Origin of the sequence: Haematobacter massiliensis (genome assembly GCF_000740795.1) — a bacterium.
In the GTDB taxonomy this organism is placed as follows: Bacteria; Pseudomonadota; Alphaproteobacteria; order Rhodobacterales; family Rhodobacteraceae; genus Haematobacter; species Haematobacter massiliensis.
In genome coordinates this window covers 276,913-302,326 of sequence record NZ_JGYG01000006.1, presented here as the reverse complement: position 1 = coordinate 302,326, position 25,414 = coordinate 276,913, and the positions used below count along the sequence as shown (strand labels likewise).

Genomic DNA, 25,414 nt, shown 5'->3' with positions numbered 1-25,414 from the left:
AGGTCAGGAGAGCTGCTCGCCCTTACGCTCCGGGATCAGCCAGAACATCGCCACGATGTCGAGAACATAAAGTGCGGCCAGCAGGGCGATGGCGGTCTCGAATCCATGTGTTGCGGCGATCGCACCCACCACGACCGGGCCGAAGCCGCCCACAGCGCGCCCGACGTTGAACAGCACGTTCTGGGCCGTGGCCCGCGCCGCCGTGGGGTAAAGCTCGCTCATCAGCGCGCCGTAGCCCCCCAACATCCCGTTGACGAAGAAGCCCATGACCGCGCCGCCGATCAGCAGAGCCGTAGGATCCGTGAGGCGGGAATAGGCCAACACCATCACGGCTGCGCCGAGCATATAGCCGAAGAAGGCGGGCCGCCGCCCGATCCTGTCCGCGATATGGCCGAAGCAGAAGATACCCGCCGCCATGCCGAGGATCGTCACCGCCGTCCACAGCGCGGATTGCGTGAGCGCGAAGCCGAACCGGGTGGACAGGTAGTTCGGCAGCCAGATCATCACGCCGTAGTAGCCGAAGTTCTGCACCGAGCACAGGATCACCATGCCAAGGCTGATCTTCCGCGTTTCCCGGTCCGCGACGAGAAGGCCGAGGGGCGAGCGGGCGGGCCGCTGGCGCGTCTTCTCCACGAATACCTCCGGCTCGTGCAGCGTGCGGCGGATTACCCATGCCGCCAGCGCCGGAAACAGGCCGATGACGAACATGCCCCGCCAGCCGATCACCGGCAGCAGCAGCGGCGTGAGGAGCGCCGCCGCCAGCACGCCCGCCTGCCAGCCCAGCCCGACATAGGAGGAGGCGCGTGCGCGCTTCGACGCGGGCCAGGCCTCCGCGACCAGCGCCATACCGATCCCGAACTCTCCACCCAGCCCGAGCCCCGCGATGGTGCGGTAGATCAGCAGATCCCAATACCCCTGCGCCAGCGCGCTCAGACCGGTGAACACGGCAAAGACGACGATGGTCCATGTCAGCACCCGGACACGGCCGAGCCTGTCGGACAGCATCCCGAACAGAATGCCGCCCACGACGGCACCCACCAAAGTTGCAGTGACCAGAGATGCCGCCTGCGCCGGGCTGAGACCCAGATCCTGCGAAATGGGTTTGAGCATGAAGCCGAGGATCAGGAGATCGAACCCGTCCATCGCATAGCCGATGGCCGATCCCCAGAGCGCCTTGCGCGCCTTTGCATCCACCGGGCGGTCGTCCCACGCCGCCCCGGTCCGTTCCTCGACCATCGCCTTGCTCCCGGATTTTGCAGTCGGCATGCTCTATGCGACCTTCCGTCGCGGGGCAATCCGTTCCGGCCCGCCGGGGGCGCTTGGCCGACGGGTATGCGCTGCAATCAGGCGGGCCGCCCGCTTCCAGGGCATCAGCTGCTCCGGAATTGCCGAACCCCCAGCGCGATGAGGAAAATTCCCGTCAGCAGAAGCACCACCGTCGGCGCCGGCGCGCTGTCGAGGAAGAAACTGAGATAGACCCCTCCCAACATCGCCACGGCGCAGGAGACGGCGGCGACGACCATCATCACGGGGAAGCGCCTCGACGCCAGAAACCCGATAGCCCCCGGCGCGATGAGCAGCCCCACGGCAAGGATCAGCCCCGTCGCCGACAGCAGCGCCACGATCATCAGCGACAGCAGCACCAGCAGCCCGTAGTGCAGCACCCCCGTGCGCAGTCCCATCGCCCGTGCCTGCACTGGGTCGAAGGCATGGAGCAGCAGATCGCGCCACTTGAGCAGGAGCATGCCGCCGACCAGCAGCGAAATGGCTCCGGCCGTCCACAGATCATGCGGCCCGACGCCCAGCATGTTGCCGAACAGGATGTGATCCAGATGCGCGTCCGACGGGATGGAGGTATAGAGGACGATCCCCAACCCGAACATGCCGGAGAACACGATGCCCATGACCGTGTCGCGCTTCACCCGGCTGTTGTCGGAGAGATAGCCGGTGGCAAGCGCCGCCGTCATTCCCGCTCCGAAGGCGCCGAGGATCAGCGGGATCTGAAACATATAGGCGATGACGATGCCGGGCAGGACGGCATGGCTCACCGCATCGCCCATCAGCGCCCAGCCCTTCAGCACCAGAAAGCACGACAGGAGCGCCGCCGGAACCGCAACGATCGCCGCGATGAGGAAGGCGTTCTGCATGAACGGGAAGTGAAACGGCAAGAGCAGCGTTTCCATCAGGCGGCCTCTCTCGTCCGCCGGCGCGCGGCGAGACGCCCATGCTTGGGGGCGAGGAAGAAGGCCAGCAGGAATACCGTCGTCTGAAGGCAGACGATGATCCCTCCGGTCGCCCCGTTCAGGAAGTAGCTGAGATAGGCGCCGAGAAAGCTCGTCCCCGCGCCGATGGCCACGGAGAGCACGATCAGCCGCGGGAAGCGGTCCGTGAGCAGATAGGCCGTGGCGCCCGGCGTCACCACCATGGCGATCACCAGAAAGGCCCCCACCGTCTGCATCGCGGCCACTACCGAGGCGGAGAGCAGCATGAAGAACAAGCCTTTCAGCAGCCCCGGGCGGAGGCCGATGGTGCGGGCATGGACCTCATCGAAGAACACCACCATCAGATCTTTCCACTTGGCCAGCAGGATCGCCAGCGACACCAGGCCGATCAGGGCGAGTTGCAGCGTATCCTCCGGCGTGATGGCAAGAATGTTGCCCATGGTGATGGTCTGGATGGAGACCGACATCGGGTTCAGCGAGGCCATGAACAGGCCGAGCCCGAAGAAGGCAGTGAAGATCAGCCCGATCACCACATCGACCCGAAGCCCGGACCGGTCCGAGAGCAGCAGCATCGCCCCCGCCGCCAGCCCTCCCGACAGGAAAGCCCCGAGCGCGAAGGGCAGGCCCAGCATATAGGCCCCCACCACCCCCGGAACGACGGAGTGCGACAGGGCGTCGCCGATCAGCGACCAGCCCTTCAGCATCAGATAGCAGGAGAGGAAGGCACAGACCCCCCCCACCAACGCCGAAACCCACATCGCATTGGTCATGTAGCTGTAAAGAAACGGTTCCCAGAGAATGCTCATGACCCGGTACCGCTCCCCGTCAGCGCGGTTCCGGCGGGCGGTTGGCCAGACGGCCGCTCTCGCGTTGCGTGCTGTGCTGGAGAAGGGACGGTCCTGCTGGAAGGGATTTGCTGCGGAGCGGGCTGCCAGGCGGAGGGCGGCTCTTCCGAACCATCCCGCTCTGCGCGCGATGCGTTATTGGTCTGGCCGGTCTTCTGCAGACCAAAGGCGGGTGACTGATGCGCTTCGTGCGCGGCGCTCCCGGCGGTTCGTGGGCCGGCGGCATCCGCCTCCGATATGTCGGCGGGGGGGTGCCAGGCAGCATCGACCGACTGCTCTGAAAGAGCGCCCGCACCCCAGGGCAATGCTCGGGCCTTCTCCTGTCGCGGTTCGCCGAAGGCGAGCGCGAGGGTCTCCGGCGTGAAGATCTCCGCCGTCGGCCCGGATGCAAGAACCGTTCCGCGCACAATCACCACGCGATCACAGAACTCTGGCACCCGAGCAAGGTCGTGTGTGGAGACGAGCATCACCCGCCCCTCTTCGCGCAACTCGCCCAGCAGGGTGATGATCCGGTCCTCCGTCCCCGCATCGACGCCGGTGAACGGTTCATCAAGCAGGATGAGCCGCCCGTCCTGTGCCAGGGCACGCGCGAGGAATACCCGTTTCCGCTGGCCGCCCGACAGCTCACCGATCTGGCGATGGCGATACTCGCTCATGCCGACACGGGCGAGGGCGGTGTCCACCGCCTCCCGATCGGCCGCGCGGGGCCGGCGCAGGAAGCCCATCCGGCCATAGCGGCCCATCATCACTACGTCCTCGACGAGTACCGGGAAGGTCCAGTCCACCTCCTCTGCCTGCGGCACATAGGCGACAAGGCTCCTCCCAAGGGCCTCTGCCACCGGCAAGCCGAGCAGCCGGACCTCTCCCGAATTAGGGAGGAGGCCCATGAGCGCCTTGAACAGCGTGGATTTCCCTGCGCCGTTCGGCCCGATCAGGGCGGTGATGGAGCCGCTCGGCACACTGAAACCGGCATCGTAGAGGGCTGTGTGACCGTTGCGATAGGTGACGGTCAGACCATGCACCAGGACTCCCGCATCTTCGGTCATTGATTGCCCTCCGCCAGCCCGTCGGCGATGGTGCGGGTTGTGGTCTCCAGCAGGTCGAGGAAGGTCGGCACCGGCCCGTCCGGCTCAGACAGGCTATCCACGTAGAGCATGCCGCCATAATGCGCCCCCGTTTCCCGCGCGACCTGCTGGGCAGGGGACTGGTTCACCGTGCTTTCGCAGAACACCGCCGGAATGTGGTTCTGGCGGACGCCGTCGATCACGGCGCGGACTTGTTGCGGCGTCCCCATCTGGTCGGCGTTGATCGGCCAGAGATACAGCTCCCGAAGCCCGAGGTCGCGGGCGAGATAGCTGAACGCGCCTTCGCAGCTCACCAGCCAGCGGCGGTTCTCAGGCAGGGCGGCGATCTCCGCCTTCAGCGGCTCGATGGCAGCGCGGAGCCGGTTTTTGTACGCAGCGGCATTCCCAGCGTAGACCCCTGCATTGGCGGGATCATGCTCCGCGAGCGCGGCGGCGATGTTATCGACATAAGTCAGCGCCTCGGTCAGCCCCATCCATGCGTGGGGGTTGGGCTTTCCCTGATAGGAACCGGCGGTGATCGCGATGGGGTCGATCCCGTCGCTCACCGTGGCGGAGGGCACGTCACCGAGCGTGCGCAGGAATTTCTCGAACCAGACTTCAAGGTTCATGCCATTCCACAGGATCAGGTCTGCGCCATGCGCGCGGACAAGATCGCGGGGCGTGGGTTCATAGCCATGAATCTCCGCCCCCGGACGGGTGAGGGAGACGACTTCCGCCGCGTTGCCAGCCACGTGTTGCGCCATGTCCGCGATGACGGTGAAGGTGGTGACCACCTTCATCCGCTCCTGCGCGCTCGCAGTACCGGTCAGCAGCACTACCGCCGCCGTTGCGCCGAGTATGCGTCTCCCGATCCGGTTCATTCCCGCTCCAATCCTGCATGACTTTTTGCTCTTACCATGAAAATGATAATCATTCGCAATAAGTCAAGGAAGATCGTCGCGGCGTCATGCTCCGCGCAGCAATCCCGCGGCGATGAAGACCATCACCACTGCGATGGATCCATCCACCAGCCGCCACGTGCCGGGGCGCGCAAAGACCGGCCGGAGCAACCGCGCCCCATATCCCAGCGCAAAGAAAAACGTCACGGATGCCAGGATTGCCGCGGCGGCAAAGACCGGTCGGTTGCCCGCAAACTGGGTAGAGACAGAGCCGAGCAGCACCACGGTATCCAGATAGACATGCGGATTGAGCCAGGTGATCGCCAGACAGGCCAGCAATACTTGCCGGAGTGTCGCCGGGGGAGCATCCTTGACGGTCAGCGCCGCCTCCGACCGAAGTGCGGACCGGAGGCTTCGCGCGGCATACCACAGCAGAAATGCGGCGCCGCCATAGCGCATCACCGGCTCGAGCCAGGGAAACTGGCCGGTGAGCCGCCCGAAGCCCGCGACGCCCAGCGTCACAAGCACGGCGTCAGACAGCGCGCAGGTCAGGCAGACCGCAAACACATGCTCGTTCCGCAGACCCTGCCGCAGAACGAAAGCATTCTGTGCTCCGATGGCGACGATCAGTCCAAGCGACATGGTCAGACCGGAGAAGAAGGCGGATGTCATCGAACGCTCCCTGAATATGCGCCCTTGCAGTAAGCGGGGGCGGAGCATTAATCAAATTAATGCATCTCGTCTCAGTTAAGGAGAATTCATGATTGACTATCCACTGGCCCGCGCCGTGGCACTGGTGGTGGAGACGGGGAGCTTCGAGCGTGCTGCCCGCGTCCTGAATATCACGCCCTCGGCCGTGTCGCAGCGTGTTCGCCAGCTGGAAGAGCGGCTGGGTGCGGTGCTGATCGAACGCGGCACGCCCTGCCGCGCGACGGAAAAGGGTGCATGGATCTGCCGGCATGTGGAACAGGTCGGGTTGCTGGAGCATGAGCTGCTCCGTCATCTTCCCGGCCTCATCGGGGCAGAGGGGCAGCGGGTGACGTTGAACATCGCCACCAATGCCGACAGTCTTGGCACCTGGTTTCTTCCGGCCGTCGCGCCCTTTACCGCGGAAACGGGCTATTTGCTCAACATCGGGATAGACGATCAGGATCACACGGCTGACTGGCTTCGCAGCGGGCGGGTGCTCGCGGCGGTAACGGGTCTCGAAACGCCGGTGCAGGGTTGCCGCATTCAGCGGCTGGGCAGCTTGCGTTACCACGCCACCGCAAGTCCCGACTTCATCGCACGTCATTTCCCCGATGGCATCACCGCCGCGGCAATGGCATCCGCACCTGCGCTCACCTATGACCAGAAGGACCGGCTTCAGCAGCGCTGGCTCGAGATGCATCTGGGGCAGGGGGTCGCGTCACCCACGCATTGGCTGCCGTCCACACAGGGATTCGTTGATGCAACGCTGGTGGGAATGGGCTGGGCCCTGAACCCGGCGATGCTTGTGCAGGAAGCGCTGGATAGGGGGCTGCTGGTCGAACTGATCCCCGGTGCTGTGCTTGACGTGCCGCTCTACTGGCAGGTCAACCGGTTGGCCGCGGAACGGCTTGGCCCCCTGACGCGAAGCATCGTCATGGCGGCGCGTCATGCTTTGGTGTGACGCAACGTCGCTCTGCACTTGCGAAACGGCGGCGAAGCAGGCATCGTCAACTTCGCACCAGCGGGTCTGGGTGGCACGCAGGTTTTTCGCGGATTTTGGAAACTTCGCGTGGTCAAGAAGCACCTTCGCGAAATGAATACATATTCCCCGACCCCGCAACCGTCATAATCGTGTGACGCCCGGCATGCGACCGGGAGCAGGGGGGAGTGCCAGAAACGATGACCAAGACCGACCCAATCGACTCGTGTCCGCCGGCGGGGCAGCTCATGCCGCTCGCCTTGCAGCATGTGCTTGTGATGTATGCAGGCGCAGTCGCCGTTCCGCTGATCGTCGGGCGTGCGCTGAACCTGTCCCCCCAGGAGGTCGCCTTCCTGATCAGCGCCGACCTGTTCGCCTGCGGCATTGCCACGATCATCCAGTCCTGGGGCATCCCCGGCTTTGGCATCAAGATGCCGGTGATGATGGGCGTGACCTTTGCGTCCGTCGGGCCGATCCTCTCTATCGCGGGCACGACCGATGTCGGTCTGACTGGGATTTTCGGGTCAGTCATCGCGGCGGGCCTGTTCGGCATCGTCATCGCGCCATTCATCTCGCGACTTTTGCCACTGTTTCCGCCTGTGGTGACCGGAACGATCATCCTCGTGATCGGGATTTCTCTCATGCGGGTCGGGATCAACTGGGCAGGCGGCGGAGTGCCAACGCTGACCAGAGTTGTCGATGGTGTCCCGGGACAGTTTCCCAACCCTGCCTATGCCCAACCCCAGGGGCTGATGATCGCGGGGTTCGTCCTGCTGGTCATTCTGTCACTGCTGCGTTGGACGACGGGTTTCCTGCGCAACATCGCCGTTCTGCTGGGTATCGTCGCCGGCTGCGTGGTGGCCAGCCTGCTCGGCCTGATGCATTTCGAGAAGGTTGCAGAGGCGCATTGGGTGGATATCGTGCTGCCCTTCCACTTCGGCATGCCGACCTTCCACCTCATCCCCATCCTGACGATGTGTATCGTCATAATCGTGACCCTGATCGAATCGCTCGGCATGTTCCTCGCGCTTGGCGAGATGACGGACCGGAAGGTGAGCAAGGCCGCACTGACGCGGGGGTTGCGGGCAGATGGTCTGGGTACGCTGATCGGCGGTGTGTTCAACACATTTCCCTACACCTCGTTCTCCCAGAACGTGGGGCTGGTCGGCGTCACGGGCATCCGTTCCCGTTGGGTGACGGTGGCGGGCGGTGCGATCATGATCTGCCTTGGCCTGCTGCCGAAGATGGCGGCGCTGGTGGAATCCGTGCCGCAGGTGGTGCTGGGCGGCGCGGGGATCGTGATGTTCGGTATGGTGGCGGTGACCGGGGTACGCATCCTGTCGACGGTGGATTTCCGGACGCGCCCGAATGACCTTTTCATTGTTGCGGTATCCGTGGGCGTCGGGATGATCCCCATCGTCGCACCCGGGTTTTTCCAGTCGCTGCCGCATGATCTGCATCCGTTGCTGGAATCCGGCATCCTGCTTGCCGCGATTGTCTCCGTCCTGCTGAACCTGTTCTTCAACGGGATGCGGTCCAAGACCTCCGTCGAGCAGGAAACCGCGGGCGCCGCGGCCAGCGCGGAGCACTGCTGAAAGCTAGGCCATGTCGCCCAGCGTTGCTTCCGGGTCGACGAGATACCGCTGCGCCAGAGGCGCGGCGGCGGCACCCAAGGCCCGCGCGTCGGGGCCGACGGTGCCTTCCTGTATCTGCGGCGGCGTGATCCCGGACAGGTCCATCGCGCCGAGCGCCGCCTCCGTATGCGCGACCACTTCCGCGCGTATCTGCGCGGGCATCCAACCATCGACCAGCACCGCCTCCAGTTCCAGCAGGGCACAGGCGGAAAGCGTGGCGGAAGCCAGCCCCGCAGCCGCACCTCTCATCCAGCGCGAAAGAACCGCCGGATCCACATCCCAGTGGTCCGGGCTGGTCCATAGCTGATCCGACGACTGGCCGGCCGCGTCCATCGCGCGTGCGAGGCTGGAGGTGGAGGCGACTTCCAGCAGACGCACCATCCGCCCGTCCGGCCCGGGAACCGGCATGGTCGCGACCCCGGCCGCATTGCCGCCGCGCCCGGTGAACAGGCGTCCGTTCAGGACCAGCCCGCCGCCGATGAAGTACCCGAAGTAGAAGTAAAGAAAGTCGCGCGGCTTCTCCCCCGTCCCGAACACCAATTCTGCTCCGCAGGCGGCGGTCGCGTCATTCTGGAGATGCACGGGCAGGCCGGTCAGGGCAGAAAGCGCGGCCTGCATGTCGGTATTGCGCCAGGGTTCCATCATCTCCGGCGGGGCGTCGATATGCCGGCTCCATTCCCAGAGCTGGAAGGGCATGGCCAGCCCCAGCCCGCCGACCCGGCTGCGCAGGGGGAGGGGAAGCTCCGCCAGCAGGCCTTCCTGCTCCCGCTCGACAAAGGCCAGTACGGCCTTGGGCGTCGGATAGGGATAGACCTGGCGCCGCTTGCCCCGGATGCGCCCCAGGAAATCGGTGAGCAGCAGATCCGCCGAACGCCGCCCGATCTTCAGCCCGAGGAAGAATGCCCCATCCGCTGCCAGCGACATCGGGACGGAAGGTTGCCCGATCCGCCCGCGCTGCGGTGTGCCGCGCTGGATCAGTCCCTCCTCCTCCAGCGCGCGCATGATGACGGAGACGGTCTGGGCCGAGAGGCCCGTCGCCCGCGCGATATCGGATTTCGCCGCGCCGTTGTTTCGCCGCAGAAGCGACAGCACCAGCCGTTCGTTGTGTGCACGCATCGCGGATTGGTTCGAGCCGCGCAGTCCGACCCCTTCGTGGGATGCCCTTTCAGGCAAGATCTCCGCCTTCGCCACCCTGTCCTCCCGCTTGGCCGGACGGGGCGCCCTGATCCGGTGGAAGCAATCTGACATCGAAGGAGGCGCTAGGCAATATTAAATCAGAGTGATTTATTTAACTTGACGCAAGGGGGCGATTCGGATTTCTCTCCCTGAACCGGAGGGGCCCGCGGCAAGACGCGGGAATGCGGGAGGAACCCATGAACGGCACGATTGCAGGACGGAAGATAACGGTACGACGCGCTCTCTGGGCAGCGTCGGCCCTCATGATCGCCGCCACACCGGCGCTGGCCGCGGATCCACCCACCGCATGTCTGATCACCAAGACGGATACCAATCCGTTCTTTGTGAAGATGAAGGAGGGAGCGGTCGCCAAGGCGAAGGAACTGGGCCTCAACATGAAGACCTACGCCGGGAAGATCGACGGCGACCACGAAGGTCAGGTCGCTGCGGTAGAGGCCTGTATCGCGGGCGGCGCCAAGGGGATCATGATCACCGCGTCGGACACCAAGGCCATCGTCGATGTGCTGGACCAGGCCCGGCAGGCCGGGATCCTCGTGATCGCCCTCGATACGCCGCTAGACCCGCCGGAAGCGGCGGATGCGACATTCGCCACCGACAACTTCAAGGCGGGCGAGCTCATCGGCCAATGGGCAAAGGCCACGATGGGCGACAAGGCCGCGACCGCGAAGATCGCGATGCTGGACCTCGGCATTTCCCAGCCCTCCGTGGATGTGCTGCGTGATCAGGGTTTCCTGTCGGGCTTCGGGATCGACCTCGGCGATCCGAACCGCTGGGGAGATGAGACCGACCCCCGCATCGTCGGAAACGAGGTGACGAGCGGCAACGAAGAGGGTGGCCTCAACGCGATGGAGGCCCTGCTCACCAAGGATCCGCAGATCAACATGGTCTACACGATCAACGAACCCGCCGCCGCCGGTGCCTATGAGGCGCTGAAGGCCGCGGGCCGGGACAAGGATGTGCTCATCGTCTCCGTGGATGGCGGCTGTCCCGGGGTGGCGAACGTGAAGGCCGGTGTGATCGGAGCGACATCGCAGCAGTATCCGCTGATGATGTCTGCGCTTGGTGTGGAGGCGATCGCGAAATTCGCAGCCGATGGCACGAAACCCGCGCCTACGCCGGGCAAGGATTTCTTCGATACCGGCGTCGCTCTTGTGACCGACCATCCGGTTTCCGGGGTGGACTCCATCGACAGCTCCAAGGCCACCAGCCTCTGCTGGGGCTAGGCGCAGGCAGGGAAGGGCAGCTCACCGCCGCCCTTCGCCCCCCACGTGTGAGGGAGAAACCCAATGGCTGATGCCAAGATCGTGGGCGGCTTCGAGGAGGGCCTGAGGGGCGCCTCCGCAGGGGTCGCGGAATTTCAGGACAACAGGACCACGCTGAAGAAACTTCAGCAATGGCTGCACCATACGCCATCGGCGGTGCCGCTGATCGTTCTTATCGCCTCCATCATCGTATTCGGGCTGCTTTCGCCCAACTTCCTCACGGCGACAACGCTGTCCACGATCCTGCAGCAGATCTCCATCGTCGGGATCCTCGGAATCGCGCAGGCGCTTATCGTGCTGACGGCGGGGATCGACCTGTCGGTTGGTGCGATCGCGGTGTTCTCCTCCGTGCTCATGGGACAGCTCACCTTTCGCTACGGCATACCTGCGCCAGCAGCGATTGCGCTCGGGTTGATGCTCGGCACCCTGATGGGCCTGCTGAACGGTTGGCTGGTGGCGCGGCTGCGCCTGCCGCCCTTCATCGCGACCTTGGGGACATGGCAGATCCTGCTGGCCTCCAACTTCATCTTCTCCAGGAACGAGACGATCCGGTCCTCCGAGATCGCCGAACGGGCGCCGATGCTTCAGTTCTGGGGCAACTCGATCCAGCCCGGCGGCGTCAAGGTGCTCTATGCCGTATTCCTCATGGTGGCGCTTGTCGCGGTGATGGCCTGGATCCTGCGGCATACCGCCTGGGGGCGCCATGTCTATGCAACGGGTGACGATCCCGTGGCGGCGGAACTGGCGGGCGTTCCTACGAAGCGGCGGCTGATGCAGGTCTATGCGCTGGCAGGTTTCTTCTGCGCGGTTGCGGGCTGGGTGATGATCGGGCGTTTCGGCTCCGTCTCACCGACGGCATCCACCGGGCAGCTGGGCAACATTCAGTCGATCACGGCGGTTGTCATCGGGGGGATATCGCTCTTCGGCGGGCGCGGTTCCATCATCGGCATGTTCTTCGGCGCGATGATCGTCGGCGTCTTCGAGATGGGCTTGCGCCTTGTCGGCACAGACCCGCAATGGACCTTCTTCCTGATCGGCGTGCTCATCATCTGCGCCGTGGCGGTGGACCAGTGGATCAGAAAGGTTTCCGTATGACCGAACCTCTGCTCAAGGCGCGTGGGCTGGTGAAACGCTACGGCCGTGTCACAGCGCTCGACAACTGCGACTTCGACCTGATGCCGGGGGAGATCCTTGCGGTAATCGGCGATAACGGGGCGGGAAAATCCTCCCTCATCAAGGCGCTCTCCGGCGCGATCCGCCCCGATGACGGGGAGATCACGCTCGAGGGTCGCGCCGTCTCCTTCCGCTCCCCGATCGAGGCGCGGGGGGCGGGGATCGAGACCGTCTATCAGACGCTCGCCATGAGCCCCGCACTTTCCATCGCCGACAACATGTTCATGGGGCGGGAGTGGCGGAAACCCGGCCTCGCCGGCAAGGTGCTCCGCCAACTGGACCGCCCCCGGATGGAGGCCTTCGCCCGCGAAAAGCTGAGCGAACTGGGGCTGATGACCATTCAGAACATCACGCAGCCGGTGGAGACGCTCTCGGGCGGGCAGCGGCAGGGCGTGGCGGTGGCACGGGCGGCGGCCTTCGGCTCCAAGGTGGTGATCCTCGACGAGCCGACGGCGGCGCTCGGCGTCAAGGAAAGCCGTCGCGTGCTCGACCTTATCAGCGACGTGCGGTCGCGGGGACTGCCGGTGATCCTCATCAGCCATAACATGCCGCATGTGTTCGAGGTGGCGGACCGCATTCATATCCACCGGCTGGGGCGCAGGCTCTGTGTGATCCGGCCGGGCGATCACTCCATGTCCGATGCCGTGGCCTTCATGACGGGCGCCAAGGTTCCGGAGGGTGCGGCGCAGGCAGCATGAGGGAAGTTGCCGACCTTGCCGCGTTGATCCGCGCGCGCGCCCCTGACGGCGCGCGCTTCCTCACGGGGATCGCCGGGCCGCCCGGCGCGGGGAAATCGACCCTCGCGGCCCGGCTGGTTGATGAACTGGGGCCGGAGGCACGGCTCATCCCGATGGACGGGTTCCACTATGACAATGCCCTGCTGGCTACGCGGGGGGTGCTCGACCGCAAGGGCGCGCCGCAGACCTTCGACACGGGTGGTTTCGTGGCTCTCCTCACGCGCCTGCGCGCGGGAGAGGAGGCGGCCATCCCTGTGTTCGATCGCGCTGCCGACCTTGCCCGGGCCGGTGCCGACATCGTGGAGAAGCGACACCGGTTGCTGGTGGTGGAGGGCAACTACCTGCTTTTGCCCGATGGCGCATGGGGCGGCGTCGCGCCGCTTCTCGACCTGACGGTGTTCCTCGATGTGCCGGACCAGGAGCTGGAACAGAGGCTCATTCGCCGCTGGCTGGAGCACGGGCTCCCCGAGGATGCGGCGCGGGCAAGAGCGCTTGGCAACGACATGACCAATGCACGGCTGGTGCTCAGCCGGTCTACTCCTGCCGAGGTGAGGTTGTCGGATCAGGTCACGGCGTCAGACTGACCGTCGGTGCCTGCAGGCGCGGTCAGAGACGTGGCGCGCGCGATATCCATGAAACCGGCGATGTAGTCGGTTGCGTCCTCTCCCACACGCACGCCCACATGAATGGTCTTGGGTAACCCCTCCACCCCGATCCGGGCCGCGCGGATCGGCAGGCCGCGCCCCTCTTCCCGCAGCAGCCAGTCCGGCACCGCGCTTACCCCCCGGCCTGCGGCGACGAGTTGCAGCATCATGTCCGTCGTCTCCACCGTCCGGTGACGTGCGGGGCTGACATGGGCGGGTGCGAGAAAGCGGGTGAACACATCCAGCCGCTCCGGCGGCACGGGATAGGTGATGAGCACCTCGCGCGCCAGATCGCCCGGCGCGGCCACTGCGCCGATCGGGTGATCCTCCGGTACGGCCAGCACCAGCTCATAATCAAAGACCGGTGCATAGAGGATCTCGGGCCGCTCCATGGGGTCGGGCGTGATGATGAGGTCGATCTCATGGCCCAGAAGCGCCCCCAGACCACCGAACCGAAAGGCCGTGCGGATCTCGAGATCCACATCCGGCCATGTCGCCAGATAAGGGGAGACAACCCGCATGAGCCACTGCTGGCAGGGATGGCATTCCATCCCCACGCGAAGCGCGCCGCGCTGACCGGAGGCGTAATCGGCGAGCACTGCCTCGGCATGGTCGAGCTGCGGCAACACCCGCTGTGCCAGCGCCAGCAGATATTCCCCCGCCTGCGTCAGCCGAAGGGCGCGTCCCTCGCGCAGCCACACCGCGACGCCATACCGCTCCTCGAACTTCCGCATGGCATGGGAGAGCGCGGACTGGGTCAGGTTCAGCCGTTCCGCCGCGGCTGTGAGGCTGCCCAGACGATCCACTTCGCGCAGGATCATCAGGTGCTGTCGGTCAAGCATGTATGATCTCCATTCATCAATTCATGAAGTTATACCATTTCCGCTCATGTTTACCTCCCGATATGAAGGGATGAGCAGAAAAGGAGACCGCCATGCCGCTGGATATGAGCCTCACCGCCGGAGCGAGAGTGTCTTATCGCGTGATGCCAGCCGCAGATCTGGGGAGCAGCTTCCGTCTGTGGCGGGCAATCAGAGGGGTTCTGTCAGAGGAACCGGAGTTCATCGCGGTCGCCGCAGCGGACCCTGCTCAGACGGTGGATACGGTGCGTGCCATACAGACGATCTGGGGCATTCCGGCCTTTGCCGCCGTGCGAGCAGACAGCGCGCCGCTGGAGGTCGCGCCGCTACGGGAGGCAGGGATAGCCCTGATCGGTCTTCTGCGGGCAGGACCGCTCACGGTGGAGCCTCGTGCCGTGGAACTGCCCCCGGCGCTGCTGACGGGGCTGGACGCGCTGATCCTGCCTGCGCGAGAGCCGGTCACGCTGGCCAGAATGCGCGGGGCCCTCGCCCATCGTGGTCTGTCGCTCCCCGTTATCGCGGAGCATGACGCAGCCCTGCCGGGGGAGGGGCGGGTACACCGGTTCTTGCCACGCGCCGCGTGACCCGCGTCGGTTCTCCTTGAGCCGGACGCCAAAACCGCCAAGAGTGGCGCGATGAACGCCAGTCGCCAGTACCCGCCCGCTGAGGAGGAGGATCACCCTCCGCCCGGCCCCTATGACGGGGAGCCGAGTGAGGGTGACCTGTGGTTTCTGCCCCCCGACCCGGAAGAGGAGGATCCAGCGCTCCCCCCCTGGCATCGCAGGCCCGTGCGGAGCGCAGTGGAGCCTGCGCTCTGGGAGGCGGCTCAGGCCGCGCTTTCCTACGACCTCGCCACCTTGACCTATGACCGGGGACGGCTGGACGAACGCGCACGTCACATGGGCGACGGTGCGCGGGAGCGGCTCGCGGCGGCAGAGGCCCTGGCGCTCGGCTGGGGCACCGGCGACAGGGTGGGTGCGGACCGGCTGGCGCTTTGGCGGGCGTTCCGCATCGGTGCACCCGGTGATACGGCGGAGGCGCTGGCGCGTACGGCATGGGCGGCGCGGCGCCTCTCCGCTCCGCCCGGGCGGGGGTTGACGGAGCATCTCGGCCCGGACCCGCGCCTGGATACGCTGCCGGAGGAGGTGGAGGCGGAGCTCGCGGGCATCGCCGCCCTTCATCCGGTGGTCAAGGGATGTGCGGCCTATCACCTGTGGCAGGGGCTGGACGAACGCCCCTGGCCGCTCAGGCGTGCGGAGGCCGCGGTGATCGGGGCACGGATCGCGGCGGAGGGCCAGGGCACCTCGCTCGCCTTCCTGCCGCTCGCCCTCGCAGGGCCGTCGGCGCTGGTGGCGAACGGGCCAGTGGAGCGGAGGCTCGCCCGGTGGGTAGAGGCTGCGCATCAGTCGGTGCTGGTGGCGCTGCTGACCCTTGACCGCCTGATGGACTGGCGGGCGCGGGCCACGGAAGCGATCGCGGATCTGTCCGGCCGCACACCCCCGCGCCTGCTCGACACCTTCCTGCGCCATCCCATGGTTTCGGTGCCTCTGGCGGCGCGGGAAACGGGGTCTTCCCGTGCTGCGGCGCAACGAAACATTGATACCTTCGCGCAGCGGGGGCTTGTGCGCGAGGTCACGGGACATGCCCGGTTCCGTGTCTGGGCGCTGGCGGACCAGGGGTGATCCGGCCCGGTCATCGGGTCGCTGGGCGCGGACCACGCCACAACATCGCAGCCGGCCAACAAGGGCTGCGAACGTCGGGCTACTGCAGTGCCGCACCGAAAGAGGGATCGATGCGCACCGCTTCCTAGGCCAGTGCCGTGAACCGGGAAAGGCGCGTCGCAAGGTCGGCGATCGCCTCTCCCGCCTCCGCAATGGCGGCGGGGGTCGCCTCCTCCGTTGTCATGGACAGCGCCACACCGGCAACCGGCAGGCCCGCGCGGTTCAGCACCGCGGCGCCGATGCAGGTCATGCCAGCGCGAACCTGACCGTTGTCGATGGAAAAGCCGTCCCGCCGTACGCGGGCGATCTCTGCATCCAGTCCGGCGCGATCGCGCACGCTGGCCGATGTGAGAGGCGACGGAAATTCAGCCGTCAGGGTCGCGCGGGCTTCGGCAGGAAGATATGCCAGCATCGCCTTGCCCGTAGCGGTGAAAACGGCTGGAAGCCGCATCCCCATACGGAAGGTGACGCCGAGCGGTGCAGTAGAGTTCCGGCAGGAGGTGTAAACCACCTCCGCCCCAATCAGGCTGCTCAACGTGATCGTGTGCTGCGCAAGGGCAGGGATCGCGCCGATCAGCCGATTGAACTCCTGCGCCATGTCGCTCTGGTCGAGCGCCGCACCCGCCCATTTCAGCACATGCGCCCCGATCGTATAGCGCCCCCGTTCCTCGTTCAGCAGGCCGAGCGCGGTGAGCGTAGCGAGCAGCCCATGGAGGGAGCTTTTCGGCACGGCAAGGGCACGGCCTATCTCCGCCTGTGCGGGAGGTTCGGGAGTTTCGGCGACATAATCGAGAATGGCCCGCGCACGCTCCACCGCCGGGACAAGGCGCGTTTCCGCAACCGTCATCCCGCTCCTCCGCCAAGTCGGGAGGCAAGGAAGGCAGCCGCAGCTTCCGCCAGCCGCCGCCCGGTCGCAACCTTGCCGGCGGCGGTGAACAGACCATGCGCGTGGCGGGGCAGGTGGTGATGCTCCACCTCGGCCCCATGGAGCGCCACCCGTCCGGCATAGGCCACGCCCTCCTCCGCCAGCGGATCATGGCCGCAGGTCACGATGAAATGCGGCGCACGGGACGGGATGGCCGCCAGCAGCGGCGACAGGCGGGGGTCGGAGAGTTCTGCCTCTCCGGCGTAATGGCCGCGGAACCACTCCATCGACCGGACGGAGAGCGGCACCCCCCGCGTCAACCGGCCCCAGGTGCCGCCCCGCAGGTCCGTCACCGGATAGAGCAGCACCACGGCAGCAGGCTCCGTGTCCGAGGTGTTCGCCAGCACCGCAGCAAGGTTGCCGCCTGCGCTGTCTCCCGCCAGCGCGATGCGCTCGGGGTCGATATCCAGCGTCTCCGCCTGTTCGCGCAGCCAGCGAAGGCCGGTCTCGGCATCCTGCAGAGGTATGGGGAACGGGTGTTCGGGGGCAAGGCGGTAATCCACCGCGAACACGGCCGCGCCGGACGCCTGCGCCAGAAGCCGGCAAAGCGGATCGTGGGAGGCAAGACCGCCGATGACCCACCCGCCGCCGTGCAGGAACAGGATGGCAGGCAACCGCCCCGCCAATGGGCGATATTCCCGGATCGCAATGCGGCCGCCCGGCACTTCAATGGCATGGTCCTGCACCTTTGCCAGCGGCCCTGTCTGCAGGCCGTTCGCGGCGCTGTTCAGGTCGTAATTCGCCCGCGCCTCCGCCAGCGGGACGGTCTGGAAGGAGATCTCCCCCGCCTCGCGGAAGGCGCGGATCAACGGGCGCTGATCCTCCGCCACATCGGCCAGGGGCAGAAGCGCTTCGGAGGCGTCCATCGTCATCTCCACGCGTAGTCGTCCGCGTTCCACTCCGCGGCGCGACGATATTGGTCCACCGTGCCGGACCAGTTGTTGATGACCTTTCCGGCGGCGTTCTTGTACCAGCTCGAACAACCGGAGGAGAAGGCAGAGCTTGCCATATCGGCCTGCATCCCCTCGTTGAACCGGTCGAACACGTCCGCGCGGACGGCCGCCGCGGCCCCGCGCGTCTCCATCTCTGCGATGGCGCGGAGGACGTAATCCTGCTGGATTTCCAGCATGGTGATGATCGAGTTGTGGTTCAGGTTGGTGTTCGGCCCATAGATCATGAACATGTTCGGAAACCCCGGTACCGTCATGCCGAGATAGGCCTCCGCCCCCTCCGCCCAGACGTCGGACAGGCTCATGCCATCCTCCCCCTTGACGATCAGGTCGCCGTGAAATGCCTGGCTCGCGAAGCCCGTCCCGAAGATGACCACGTCGAAGGGAAGAACCGTCCCATCGGCCGTTTCGATGCCGTCTTCGGTGAAGCGGGCGATGCGGCGGGTTTCCAGCGTCACGTTTTCCCGGCAGAGCGCAGGGAAGAAGTCGTCCGACCGCAGGATCCGCTTGCACCCGAACTCATAATCCGGCGTCAGCTTCGCCCGCAGGTCCGGGTCCGGTACCTGCTTCTCCAGGTGCTCCCGCGCCAGTCGTATGCCCTCCGCCTGCGCCTCCGATCCCACCTGCGTGCGGGCGAAGCCGTTCTCACGGAAGGCATGAAGATGTGCGCGGGAGGCCTCGAACTGCGCAGGATCGGCCTCATAGGCGTCGAGCTGGGCCGGGTCGAAGACGATCTGGTTGCGCGGCATGATCCAGTTGGCGGAACGCTGGAATACCGTGAGATGGCCGACCTCCGGGGCGATCTCCGGCACGTATTGCACGGCCGACGCGGCATTGCCGACGGAGGCCACACGCTTGCCGGTGAGCGCCACGCTTCCATCCCATTCCGCCGAGTGGAAGGTCTCGCCCCGGAAACTCTCCAGCCCCTCGAAGGCCGGAATCGCGGGTTTGTTGAGCTGCCCCCAGGCAGTGACAAACACCTCCGCCGTATAGTGCGCGCCGCCCCGCACCGCAAAGCGCCACAGCCGCGCCGCGCCATCCCATTCCGCGCTGAGGATTTCGCTGTCGAAGCGGATATGGTCGCGCAGGCCGTATTCGTCCGCCAGACGCCCCATGTAGCCCAGCAATTCCTCCCGCCCGGCATACATCCGGCTGACCCGGAGATGCGGAAAGAAGGAATAGCAGTAGAGATGCGCCTCCGTATCGCAGGCGGCGCCCGGATAGGCGTTGTCGCGCCACACACCGCCGATCTCGCCCGCGCGTTCGAGGATGACGAAATCCTCATCCCCCGCACGGACCAGCTGGGCGCCCATGCCGAGGCCGCCGAAGCCCGCGCCAAGGATCAGCGTGCGGAAATGCGTAACCTCCACCATCAGAACGCCTCCTGATAGAGGCGGAGCGCGTCTGCCTCCGTCACTTCCACCGGATTATTGACGAGCAGGCGCTGCTGCAACATCGCGTCGGAGGCGAGCATCGGCAGGCTTTCCTCCGTCACCTTCACGGCGCGCAGCTGGCGGGGGGCGCCGGAGCGGTCCATCAGCGTCAGCATGTGGTCGACGAAGGCGGTGGCGCGGGCCTGTGTCCCCTCCTCCGAGGGCGGGAGAAGCGCATCCGCCAGTTCCGCATAGAGCGGCGCCGCAGCGGTCGCGTTGAAGCGCAGCACCGGGCCGAGCATCAGCGCGTTCGAAAGCCCGTGGGGGATGTGGTAATGCCCGCCGAGCGGATAGGCCAGCGCATGGACCGCCGCCACCGGCGCATTGGCAAACGCCTGCCCCGCGAGATTTGCGCCGAGCAGCATGGCCTCCCGCGCGTCGCGGTTGCTGCCGTCCTCGCAAGCGGCGACGAGGTTGTCCGACAGCAGCCTCAGTGCCGCCCGGGCCAGCACGTCCGACACCGGGTTCTTCTTGTGGCGGCTGGTATAGGCTTCGATCGCGTGGACCATCGCGTCGATCCCGGTCGCCGCAGTGTGAAGCGGTGGAAGACCGACGGTCAGTTCCGCATCGAGGATCACCTTGTCTGCATAGAGCTGATCGGCGACGACACCCATCTTCGTCGTCTCGCCGGTCGTCAGGATAGTGATGTTCGTCACCTCCGAGCCGGTTCCGGCGGTCGTCGGGATCTGGACGAGCGGCAGACGCCCGCCCGTCACCTTGCCGATGCCGTAAAGCTCCTTCAGCGGCTGGTCCGACGTGACGAGCACGGCGGCGAGCTTGGCGATGTCCATCGAGGAACCGCCGCCCAGACCGATCACCACGTCGCTTCCCGCCGCGCGGGCCTTGTCCACACAGGTCAGCAGCACCGACTCCGGCGGATCGGCCACCACGTCGTCAAAGACGGTGACGGTGAAACCCGCAGCCTTCAGCGAGGTGAGCGCGGGGGCAAGCACGCCCGCCTGATTAAGTCCCTTGTCGGTCACGATGAAGGCGCTCCGCGCCGGGAACCAACCCGCGAGGATCTCTCCCAGTCGGGCGGCGGCACCCCATTCGACCAGCATCGAACCGGGTGTGTTGAACGTGAATGGTGTCATTTTACCCTCCGCAATCCTGAGGCGGGCCGGAGCCCGCCGCTCCCCGGCGCTCAGACAGCCGAGCAGATGTATTTCATCTCGAGATAATCCTCGATGCCGAACTTAGACCCTTCGCGGCCAAGGCCGGATTGCTTCACTCCGCCGAACGGGGCGACCTCGTTGGAGATGAGGCCGGTATTATGCCCGACGATCCCGTAATCCAGCGCTTCCGCCACCCGGACCGAGCGGGCGAAGTCCTTGGTAAAGAAATAGGAAGCAAGGCCGAAGATCGTGTCATTGGCCATGCGGATTGCCTCCTCTTCCGTATCGAAGGGGAAGAGCGGAGCCACCGGGCCGAACGTTTCCTCCCGCGCGACGACCATCTCCGGCGTCACGCCGGTGACTACGGCGGGGGAGATGAACAGCCCGCCGAGCCGTTCGCCCCCCGTGACAACCTTGCCGCCCTTTGCCCGCGCATCGGCGAGATGCTCCTCCACCTTCTCGATGGCGGCCGGTTCGATCAGCGGGCCGAGGATGACGCCCTCCTCCGTGCCGGGGCCGACCTTCATCTTCTCCACCTTGGCCACCAGGCGCCGGGTGAACTCCTCATAGACGCCGCGTTGGACGAGGATTCTGTTGGCGCAGACGCAGGTCTGCCCGGCATTGCGGTATTTGGAGGCGATGGTCCCCTCCACCGCCTGATCCAGATCGGCATCGTCAAAGACGATGAGCGGCGCGTTGCCGCCAAGCTCCAGCGACAGTTTCTTGATCGTCGGCGCGCATTGCGCCATCAGCGTGCGCCCCACTTCGGTCGAGCCGGTGAAGGACAGCTTCCGCACCGTTTCCGAGCCCGTCAGCACCTTGCCGATCACGCTGCTCTTGCCGGTGACGACCTGAAGCACGCCTTTCGGAATGCCGGCCTCCTCCGCCAGAACGGCAAGCGCGAGCGCGGTGAGCGGGGTCAGATCGGCGGGCCGCACGATCATCGTGCAACCGGCAGCGAGCGCGGGGCCAACCTTGCGGGTTATCATCGCGGCCGGGAAGTTCCACGGCGTGATGGCGGCGGTGACGCCGACGGGCTGACGGATGACGGTGATGCGCTTGTCGGCCTGCGGAGCGGGGATCGTGTCGCCATAGACTCGCTTGGCCTCTTCCGCGAACCACTCGATGAAGGAGGCGGCATAGACGATCTCCCCCTTGGCTTCCGCCAGCGGCTTTCCCTGCTCCGATGTCAGGATGAGAGCAAGGTCATCCGCATTCGCGATGATGAGATCGAACCATTTGCGGAGAAGCTGGCTGCGTTCCTTGGCGGCACGTTTCGACCATGGGCCGAAGGCACGGTCGGCCGCGGCAATGGCCGCCTCCGTTTCCGCTTCGCCCAGACGCGGAACCCGCCCGACCACCTCGCCGTTCGCTGGGTTGGTGACGTCGAGCCATTCGCCCGACCGGCCCTCCACCCACGCGCCGTCAACAAAGGCTGCGGATTTCAGCAGGGCGGAATTCGTGAGTTTCATGGCGCGCTTCCTTAACTGTTCAGTATATTGAACGACGTTCGGAAACTTGCCGGGGAAGCCGGCATGTGTCAACCCCGGAGGATCAGAACTGATCGCACCGGCGTTGAGTCCTAGGCCGACGATGACAGCGAAACCGGCCAGCTTACAGGAGGCATTGGGGTTGGAAGACATGATGACCGGGAGGTCATTGAGCAGGCTCATCCGCAAGCCGATGAGCGGTAGTTTCCATTATCGTCCAGAAAGAGATTGTCGGTCTACGTGCACGACGACACCGCAGAGAGGGAGGTTCCGCGGTCTAGCGGGAAAGGCGCTGATGGTGGCCAGGACCATCGCGGGTTTTCGTCAAATGGGTGGTGATGCATCGGGGGTAGGGCGGGAGGTAAATCCATCGGCTGAGCCGAGCACGCGGGTGGATGCCGATATCCCTGTGCCGGACAGAAGCCGCCGGATCGACCCTTCGTGGATAAGACAAGAAAGACGCCCTGAAAACAGTCGTCACATCTCTTCTGGGAAACGTGACAGAGAGAGGGCCCTCTATACCGCTTATCCCATCACGCTGGCGCAGCGGTGGCATTTCCGCGTAACCTTCAATGGCATCAGCAGAAGAGAGGGCGAGATACTGATAACGCGGGTCATTTGCTCCGGCAGGTGATGGATCGGGGCGCGAGGGACATTTGCATGCTGCAGTATCGGTGCGCGGCGCCGTGTGCGGGAATCTACGGTGGAAGTAGATGCCGGAAACGACAGCCCCGCCGTAAGGGGCAGCCGCTGCGAGACATGGACCGATGAACCCAGTACTTCGAATGCGGATCCGTTGTCGTCCGCGCGGGGTGGCGTCGAGCACGCTGCGAGTGGAACTGCCAGCGTGGCCGCTGCTTGAAGTCGGTACAGGAGCGCAGGCTTTCAGGGGAGACTGCAGCGCCCTCCGTGGAGTACGTCGTTCCGTCCTGTTGCCCGGCCCACTCCACATGTCCTACAGAAGCGCGGGTCAGGCTATCGCGGCGGGCAGGGCGGGCGATGACCCCACGCGCGGAGTGCGGCCCGACAGCTGTCACCGGCAAGGAAAGCACGGCCGCCCCGTTGCTCCGATGACGCGCGGGACGATGGTATCGCCAGTTTGGGCCTATGCGCCGGCGGTTAACGAGACGGTCTTCATCAGGCGGGGGGTGTCGCTGCAGGCGGTGCAGTTGGCCTGCGGGTGAAAGAGGAGCTGGCTGACATGCAGATCGCCCCGCTCAAAAGCCATAATGATAATGATGCACGCGGACGCGACGGATAAGCACTACAAAACGTTGCGGCGGCACTGTGAAGGAGGGCGCCGCCCCCTCCCGAATATTCTCAGTCGCGCGTCGGCAGACCGTTTCTTCAGCGTAACCGCGTGCCGTCGCACAGTTTCCGTGCAATCCGCGCCGGTCCGCCCCGCTAACGAAAGGAACCGTTCCCTCCGCCGCCAGCGCCCGCGCAACATCACCGGACCTCATGACGGAGACCGAGATGTTGCACAGCCTTTCCCGTAATCTGACACTTTCCGTCCTGCTGATGGTCTCGGGCGGGCTTGCCCAGGCGCAGGGGACGTTGCGGGTAGGGATGACGGCGGCGGATATTCCGCTGACCACCGGCCAGCCGGATCAGGGGGGCGAGGGGCTGCGCTTCATCGGTTATACCGTCTATGACGCGCTGGTGAACTGGGACCTGTCGAACCCCGATGTCTCCGCCCCGCTGATGCCGGGCCTTGCCGCCTCCTATGCGGTGGATGAGACCGACAAGACCAAGTGGATCTTCAAGATCCGCGAAGGGGTGAAATATCACGACGGCTCGACGCTGAAGGCGCAGGACATCGTGTGGAACTTCGACAAGCTCCTGAACGACAAGGCCCCGCAATACGACCCGCGCCAGTCCGCGCAGGGCAAATCCCGCATTCCCGCCATCGCGAGCTACCGCGCCATCGACGATGCGACGCTGGAGATCGTCACGAAGTACCCCGACGCGACGCTGCCCTATCAGCTGGCCTGGATCATGATCTCCTCCCCGGCAAACTGGGAGGCGCAGGGCAAGAGCTGGGAGGCGGTGGCGGCAAAACCTTCCGGCACCGGGCCATGGCAACTCACCTCCTTCACGCCGCGGGAGAAGGCGGAACTGGTGCCCTTCGCCGACTACTGGGACAAGGGCCGGGTGCCGAAGCTCGACAAGATGGTGCTGATCCCGCTGGCGGAGCCGAATGCGCGGGCCAATGCGCTGCTCTCAGGCCAGGTGGACTGGATCGAGGCGCCGGCCCCCGACATGGTGCCGATGATGGAGGGCCAGGGCTTCGCCATCACCAAGAACGAGTATCCGCATAACTGGACCTGGCATCTTTCCCGCGTGGAGGGCTCGCCCTGGAATGACATCCGGGTGCGCAAGGCCGCGAACCTTGCCGTGGACCGGGAGGGGCTGAACGTGCTGTTGGGCGGGCTTTCCGTCCCGGCCAAGGGCTTCATGCCGCCGTCTTCGGCCTGGTTCGGCACGCCGAGCTTCGAACTCAAATACGACCCCGAGGCGGCGAAGGCGCTGCTGGCCGAGGCGGGCTACGGCCCCGACAAGCCGCTGAAGGTGAAGGCGCTGATCTCCCCCTCCGGCTCCGGGCAGATGCTGCCCCTGCCGATGAACGAATACATCCAGCAGAACCTCGCCGCCGTGGGGATCGAGGTGGAGTTCATGGTGGTGGAGTGGAACCAGATGATCAACCTCTGGCGCGCCGGGGCGAAGGATCCGTCGGTGGAGGGGTCGCAGTCGATCAACTTCACCTATTCGCTTCAGGACCCGTTCGTGGGCTTCATCCGGCACCTTTCCTGCGATCTCGTCTCTCCCAACGGGACCAACTGGGGCCATTACTGCGACCCGGAGATGGAAGCGCTCTTCAAGGAAATCCGCACCACCTTCGACCCGGAGGCGCAGACCGATGTGCTGAAGAAGGTGCACGAGAAGTTCGTGAACGACGCGCTGTTCCTGATGGTGACGCATGACGTGGCTCCCCGCGCGATGTCGTCCAAGGTGAAAGGCTTCCATCAGGCGCAGAGCTGGTATCAGGACTTCTCTCCGATCACGATGGAATGACGGGGGCAGGCTCTGGCCCTTTCCGTCGAGGGAAACCCCTCGTCGCGCGCCCCGGCGATGGGGCGATTTCGGGGACGGAACCTCTGCCGTCCTTCGCCCCCTGGTGCTTGGTCCCGGTGTCTGGTCAAGGCTCTTCCTGCCGGACGATGGCCGCGCGCCCGCCATCGCCCGGCGGGCGGGGGGTCTGCTCCGGGTTCCTGAAGGCCAGCCTCGCCCGCGATGCGCGGGAAGTCGCACGGTCCTGCGGCTCGCAGGTGCGCGGGGAGGACGGGTGAGGGTCGAAGGCCGTCCGGGGCCGTGACTTGCCGCGCGGACGGCACGCAGAGGGCTTGGTGGGCGTGGGGAAGCGCCACCCTGCTCTACGGTGGGCAGCGCGCGCTGCTCTCGGCAGAGAGGGCGCCACCCGTGCTCCCCTGCGCGGGTGAAAAGGCGCGGGTCGTCCCGCCTCCGGTGTGGACCAGGGTCCAGTCGGCCGTCGGGTATACCGCTCTGGCCGTGG

Annotated in this window: 21 protein-coding genes and 1 pseudogene; 9 read left to right on the top strand and 13 right to left on the bottom strand. The window is 65.7% G+C overall.

Annotated features, from left to right (window positions below):
* Positions 1 to 3: 3 nt before the first annotated feature.
* From CN97_RS11055 to CN97_RS11030, 6 genes and pseudogenes are all read right to left on the bottom strand, one after another.
* Positions 4 to 1,236: an MFS transporter gene (locus CN97_RS11055; protein WP_051911158.1), complete on the bottom strand. Its 1,233-nt coding sequence runs from the start codon at positions 1,234 to 1,236 to the stop codon at positions 4 to 6.
* Between the two features lie 134 nt (positions 1,237 to 1,370).
* Positions 1,371 to 2,183 carry a metal ABC transporter permease gene (locus tag CN97_RS11050; protein WP_088217272.1) on the bottom strand — a complete coding sequence of 271 codons (813 nt, stop codon included), beginning with the start codon at positions 2,181 to 2,183 and terminating at the stop codon, positions 1,371 to 1,373.
* The gene (locus CN97_RS11045; RefSeq protein ID WP_035711044.1) at positions 2,183 to 3,028 is read right to left on the bottom strand and encodes a metal ABC transporter permease; all 846 of its coding nucleotides are present in this window, start codon (positions 3,026 to 3,028) and stop codon (positions 2,183 to 2,185) included. The genes CN97_RS11050 and CN97_RS11045 overlap by 1 nt, the downstream gene beginning before the upstream one ends.
* Before the next feature lie 371 nt (positions 3,029 to 3,399).
* A pseudogene (locus CN97_RS21240) lies at positions 3,400 to 4,113 on the bottom strand (ATP-binding cassette domain-containing protein); the annotation flags it as partial.
* Positions 4,110 to 5,012, bottom strand: a complete 903-nt coding sequence (locus CN97_RS11035; RefSeq protein WP_035711042.1) for a metal ABC transporter substrate-binding protein — start codon at positions 5,010 to 5,012, stop codon at positions 4,110 to 4,112. The gene CN97_RS11035 and the pseudogene CN97_RS21240, both read right to left, overlap by 4 nt.
* Before the next feature lie 84 nt (positions 5,013 to 5,096).
* On the bottom strand, positions 5,097 to 5,702 hold the full coding sequence (locus CN97_RS11030; RefSeq protein WP_035711040.1) for a LysE/ArgO family amino acid transporter: 606 nt from the start codon (positions 5,700 to 5,702) through the stop codon (positions 5,097 to 5,099).
* Between the two features lie 88 nt (positions 5,703 to 5,790).
* On the opposite strand from CN97_RS11030, the gene CN97_RS11025 reads away from it, so the two are divergent.
* A complete protein-coding gene (locus tag CN97_RS11025) occupies positions 5,791 to 6,681 on the top strand; it encodes a LysR family transcriptional regulator ArgP (protein ID WP_035711039.1) in 891 nt (296 codons plus the stop codon).
* A 218-nt stretch (positions 6,682 to 6,899) separates the two neighbouring features.
* Positions 6,900 to 8,294, top strand: a complete 1,395-nt coding sequence (locus tag CN97_RS11020) for a nucleobase:cation symporter-2 family protein (protein ID WP_035711038.1) — start codon at positions 6,900 to 6,902, stop codon at positions 8,292 to 8,294.
* 3 nt (positions 8,295 to 8,297) lie between these two features.
* Here the strand turns inward: CN97_RS11020 and CN97_RS11015 are convergent, their stop codons facing one another.
* Entirely contained in the window at positions 8,298 to 9,524 is a 1,227-nt protein-coding gene (locus CN97_RS11015; protein WP_051911157.1) for an ROK family transcriptional regulator, read from the bottom strand.
* A 182-nt stretch (positions 9,525 to 9,706) separates the two neighbouring features.
* Here CN97_RS11015 and CN97_RS11010 point away from each other — a divergent pair, with 182 nt between their 5' ends.
* The 4 genes from CN97_RS11010 (at position 9,707) to CN97_RS10995 (ending at position 13,286) form a co-directional block, all read left to right on the top strand.
* Positions 9,707 to 10,753 carry a sugar ABC transporter substrate-binding protein gene (locus CN97_RS11010; RefSeq protein ID WP_035711336.1) on the top strand — a complete coding sequence of 349 codons (1,047 nt, stop codon included), beginning with the start codon at positions 9,707 to 9,709 and terminating at the stop codon, positions 10,751 to 10,753.
* A gap of 63 nt (positions 10,754 to 10,816) precedes the next feature.
* The gene (locus CN97_RS11005) at positions 10,817 to 11,887 is read left to right on the top strand and encodes an ABC transporter permease (RefSeq protein WP_035711036.1); all 1,071 of its coding nucleotides are present in this window, start codon (positions 10,817 to 10,819) and stop codon (positions 11,885 to 11,887) included.
* Positions 11,884 to 12,663, top strand: a complete 780-nt coding sequence (locus CN97_RS11000; RefSeq protein WP_035711034.1) for an ATP-binding cassette domain-containing protein — start codon at positions 11,884 to 11,886, stop codon at positions 12,661 to 12,663. Before CN97_RS11005 ends, CN97_RS11000 begins: the two co-directional genes overlap by 4 nt.
* A complete protein-coding gene (locus CN97_RS10995) occupies positions 12,660 to 13,286 on the top strand; it encodes a nucleoside/nucleotide kinase family protein (protein WP_035711032.1) in 627 nt (208 codons plus the stop codon). The genes CN97_RS11000 and CN97_RS10995 overlap by 4 nt, the downstream gene beginning before the upstream one ends.
* Here CN97_RS10995 and CN97_RS10990 read toward each other — a convergent pair.
* Positions 13,265 to 14,188 carry a LysR family transcriptional regulator gene (locus tag CN97_RS10990; RefSeq protein WP_051911156.1) on the bottom strand — a complete coding sequence of 308 codons (924 nt, stop codon included), beginning with the start codon at positions 14,186 to 14,188 and terminating at the stop codon, positions 13,265 to 13,267. The two genes, CN97_RS10995 and CN97_RS10990, sit on opposite strands and share 22 nt — an antisense overlap.
* Before the next feature lie 92 nt (positions 14,189 to 14,280).
* On the opposite strand from CN97_RS10990, the gene CN97_RS10985 reads away from it, so the two are divergent.
* The gene (locus CN97_RS10985; RefSeq protein ID WP_035711029.1) at positions 14,281 to 14,790 is read left to right on the top strand and encodes a hypothetical protein; all 510 of its coding nucleotides are present in this window, start codon (positions 14,281 to 14,283) and stop codon (positions 14,788 to 14,790) included.
* 51 nt (positions 14,791 to 14,841) lie between these two features.
* Positions 14,842 to 15,888, top strand: coding sequence for a helix-turn-helix domain-containing protein (locus CN97_RS10980; protein WP_035711027.1), 1,047 nt, complete (start codon positions 14,842 to 14,844; stop codon positions 15,886 to 15,888).
* A 124-nt stretch (positions 15,889 to 16,012) separates the two neighbouring features.
* Here the strand turns inward: CN97_RS10980 and CN97_RS10975 are convergent, their stop codons facing one another.
* The 5 genes from CN97_RS10975 to CN97_RS10955 are packed head-to-tail and all read right to left on the bottom strand — an operon-like array spanning position 16,013 to position 21,822.
* Positions 16,013 to 16,774, bottom strand: coding sequence for an IclR family transcriptional regulator (locus tag CN97_RS10975; protein ID WP_035711025.1), 762 nt, complete (start codon positions 16,772 to 16,774; stop codon positions 16,013 to 16,015).
* Positions 16,771 to 17,718 (bottom strand): alpha/beta hydrolase, encoded by a 948-nt coding sequence (locus tag CN97_RS10970; RefSeq protein ID WP_035711017.1) that lies wholly within the window; start codon positions 17,716 to 17,718, stop codon positions 16,771 to 16,773. The genes CN97_RS10975 and CN97_RS10970 overlap by 4 nt, the downstream gene beginning before the upstream one ends.
* 2 nt (positions 17,719 to 17,720) lie before the next feature.
* Positions 17,721 to 19,175 carry a flavin-containing monooxygenase gene (locus tag CN97_RS10965; RefSeq protein ID WP_035711002.1) on the bottom strand — a complete coding sequence of 485 codons (1,455 nt, stop codon included), beginning with the start codon at positions 19,173 to 19,175 and terminating at the stop codon, positions 17,721 to 17,723.
* The gene (locus CN97_RS10960; RefSeq protein ID WP_035710998.1) at positions 19,175 to 20,329 is read right to left on the bottom strand and encodes an iron-containing alcohol dehydrogenase; all 1,155 of its coding nucleotides are present in this window, start codon (positions 20,327 to 20,329) and stop codon (positions 19,175 to 19,177) included. Before CN97_RS10960 ends, CN97_RS10965 begins: the two co-directional genes overlap by 1 nt.
* Positions 20,330 to 20,379: 50 nt before the next feature.
* On the bottom strand, positions 20,380 to 21,822 hold the full coding sequence (locus CN97_RS10955; protein WP_035711332.1) for an NAD-dependent succinate-semialdehyde dehydrogenase: 1,443 nt from the start codon (positions 21,820 to 21,822) through the stop codon (positions 20,380 to 20,382).
* Between the two features lie 1,494 nt (positions 21,823 to 23,316).
* Here CN97_RS10955 and CN97_RS10950 point away from each other — a divergent pair.
* Positions 23,317 to 24,915, top strand: a complete 1,599-nt coding sequence (locus CN97_RS10950; RefSeq protein WP_035710996.1) for an ABC transporter substrate-binding protein — start codon at positions 23,317 to 23,319, stop codon at positions 24,913 to 24,915.
* The last annotated feature ends 499 nt before the right edge of the window (positions 24,916 to 25,414 follow it).

Bases quoted from the DNA above. Each gene is read 5' to 3' on its own strand.
- CN97_RS10975 (WP_035711025.1), bottom strand. From the start codon at position 16,774: ATGACGGTTGCGGAAACGCGCCTTGTCCCGGCGGTGGAGCGTGCGCGG.
- CN97_RS11000 (WP_035711034.1), top strand. From the start codon at position 11,884: ATGACCGAACCTCTGCTCAAGGCGCGTGGGCTGGTGAAACGCTACGGC.
- CN97_RS10955 (WP_035711332.1), bottom strand. From the start codon at position 21,822: ATGAAACTCACGAATTCCGCCCTGCTGAAATCCGCAGCCTTTGTTGAC.
- CN97_RS11005 (WP_035711036.1), top strand. From the start codon at position 10,817: ATGGCTGATGCCAAGATCGTGGGCGGCTTCGAGGAGGGCCTGAGGGGC.
- CN97_RS10995 (WP_035711032.1), top strand. From the start codon at position 12,660: ATGAGGGAAGTTGCCGACCTTGCCGCGTTGATCCGCGCGCGCGCCCCT.
- CN97_RS11025 (WP_035711039.1), top strand. From the start codon at position 5,791: ATGATTGACTATCCACTGGCCCGCGCCGTGGCACTGGTGGTGGAGACG.
- CN97_RS11020 (WP_035711038.1), top strand. From the start codon at position 6,900: ATGACCAAGACCGACCCAATCGACTCGTGTCCGCCGGCGGGGCAGCTC.
- CN97_RS11035 (WP_035711042.1), bottom strand. From the start codon at position 5,012: ATGAACCGGATCGGGAGACGCATACTCGGCGCAACGGCGGCGGTAGTG.
- CN97_RS10960 (WP_035710998.1), bottom strand. From the start codon at position 20,329: ATGACACCATTCACGTTCAACACACCCGGTTCGATGCTGGTCGAATGG.
- CN97_RS11045 (WP_035711044.1), bottom strand. From the start codon at position 3,028: ATGAGCATTCTCTGGGAACCGTTTCTTTACAGCTACATGACCAATGCG.
- CN97_RS10985 (WP_035711029.1), top strand. From the start codon at position 14,281: ATGCCGCTGGATATGAGCCTCACCGCCGGAGCGAGAGTGTCTTATCGC.
- CN97_RS11010 (WP_035711336.1), top strand. From the start codon at position 9,707: ATGAACGGCACGATTGCAGGACGGAAGATAACGGTACGACGCGCTCTC.
- CN97_RS10950 (WP_035710996.1), top strand. From the start codon at position 23,317: ATGTTGCACAGCCTTTCCCGTAATCTGACACTTTCCGTCCTGCTGATG.
- CN97_RS11050 (WP_088217272.1), bottom strand. From the start codon at position 2,183: ATGGAAACGCTGCTCTTGCCGTTTCACTTCCCGTTCATGCAGAACGCC.
- CN97_RS10990 (WP_051911156.1), bottom strand. From the start codon at position 14,188: ATGCTTGACCGACAGCACCTGATGATCCTGCGCGAAGTGGATCGTCTG.
- CN97_RS10965 (WP_035711002.1), bottom strand. From the start codon at position 19,175: ATGGTGGAGGTTACGCATTTCCGCACGCTGATCCTTGGCGCGGGCTTC.
- CN97_RS11055 (WP_051911158.1), bottom strand. From the start codon at position 1,236: ATGGTCGAGGAACGGACCGGGGCGGCGTGGGACGACCGCCCGGTGGAT.
- CN97_RS10970 (WP_035711017.1), bottom strand. From the start codon at position 17,718: ATGGACGCCTCCGAAGCGCTTCTGCCCCTGGCCGATGTGGCGGAGGAT.
- CN97_RS11030 (WP_035711040.1), bottom strand. From the start codon at position 5,702: ATGACATCCGCCTTCTTCTCCGGTCTGACCATGTCGCTTGGACTGATC.
- CN97_RS10980 (WP_035711027.1), top strand. From the start codon at position 14,842: ATGAACGCCAGTCGCCAGTACCCGCCCGCTGAGGAGGAGGATCACCCT.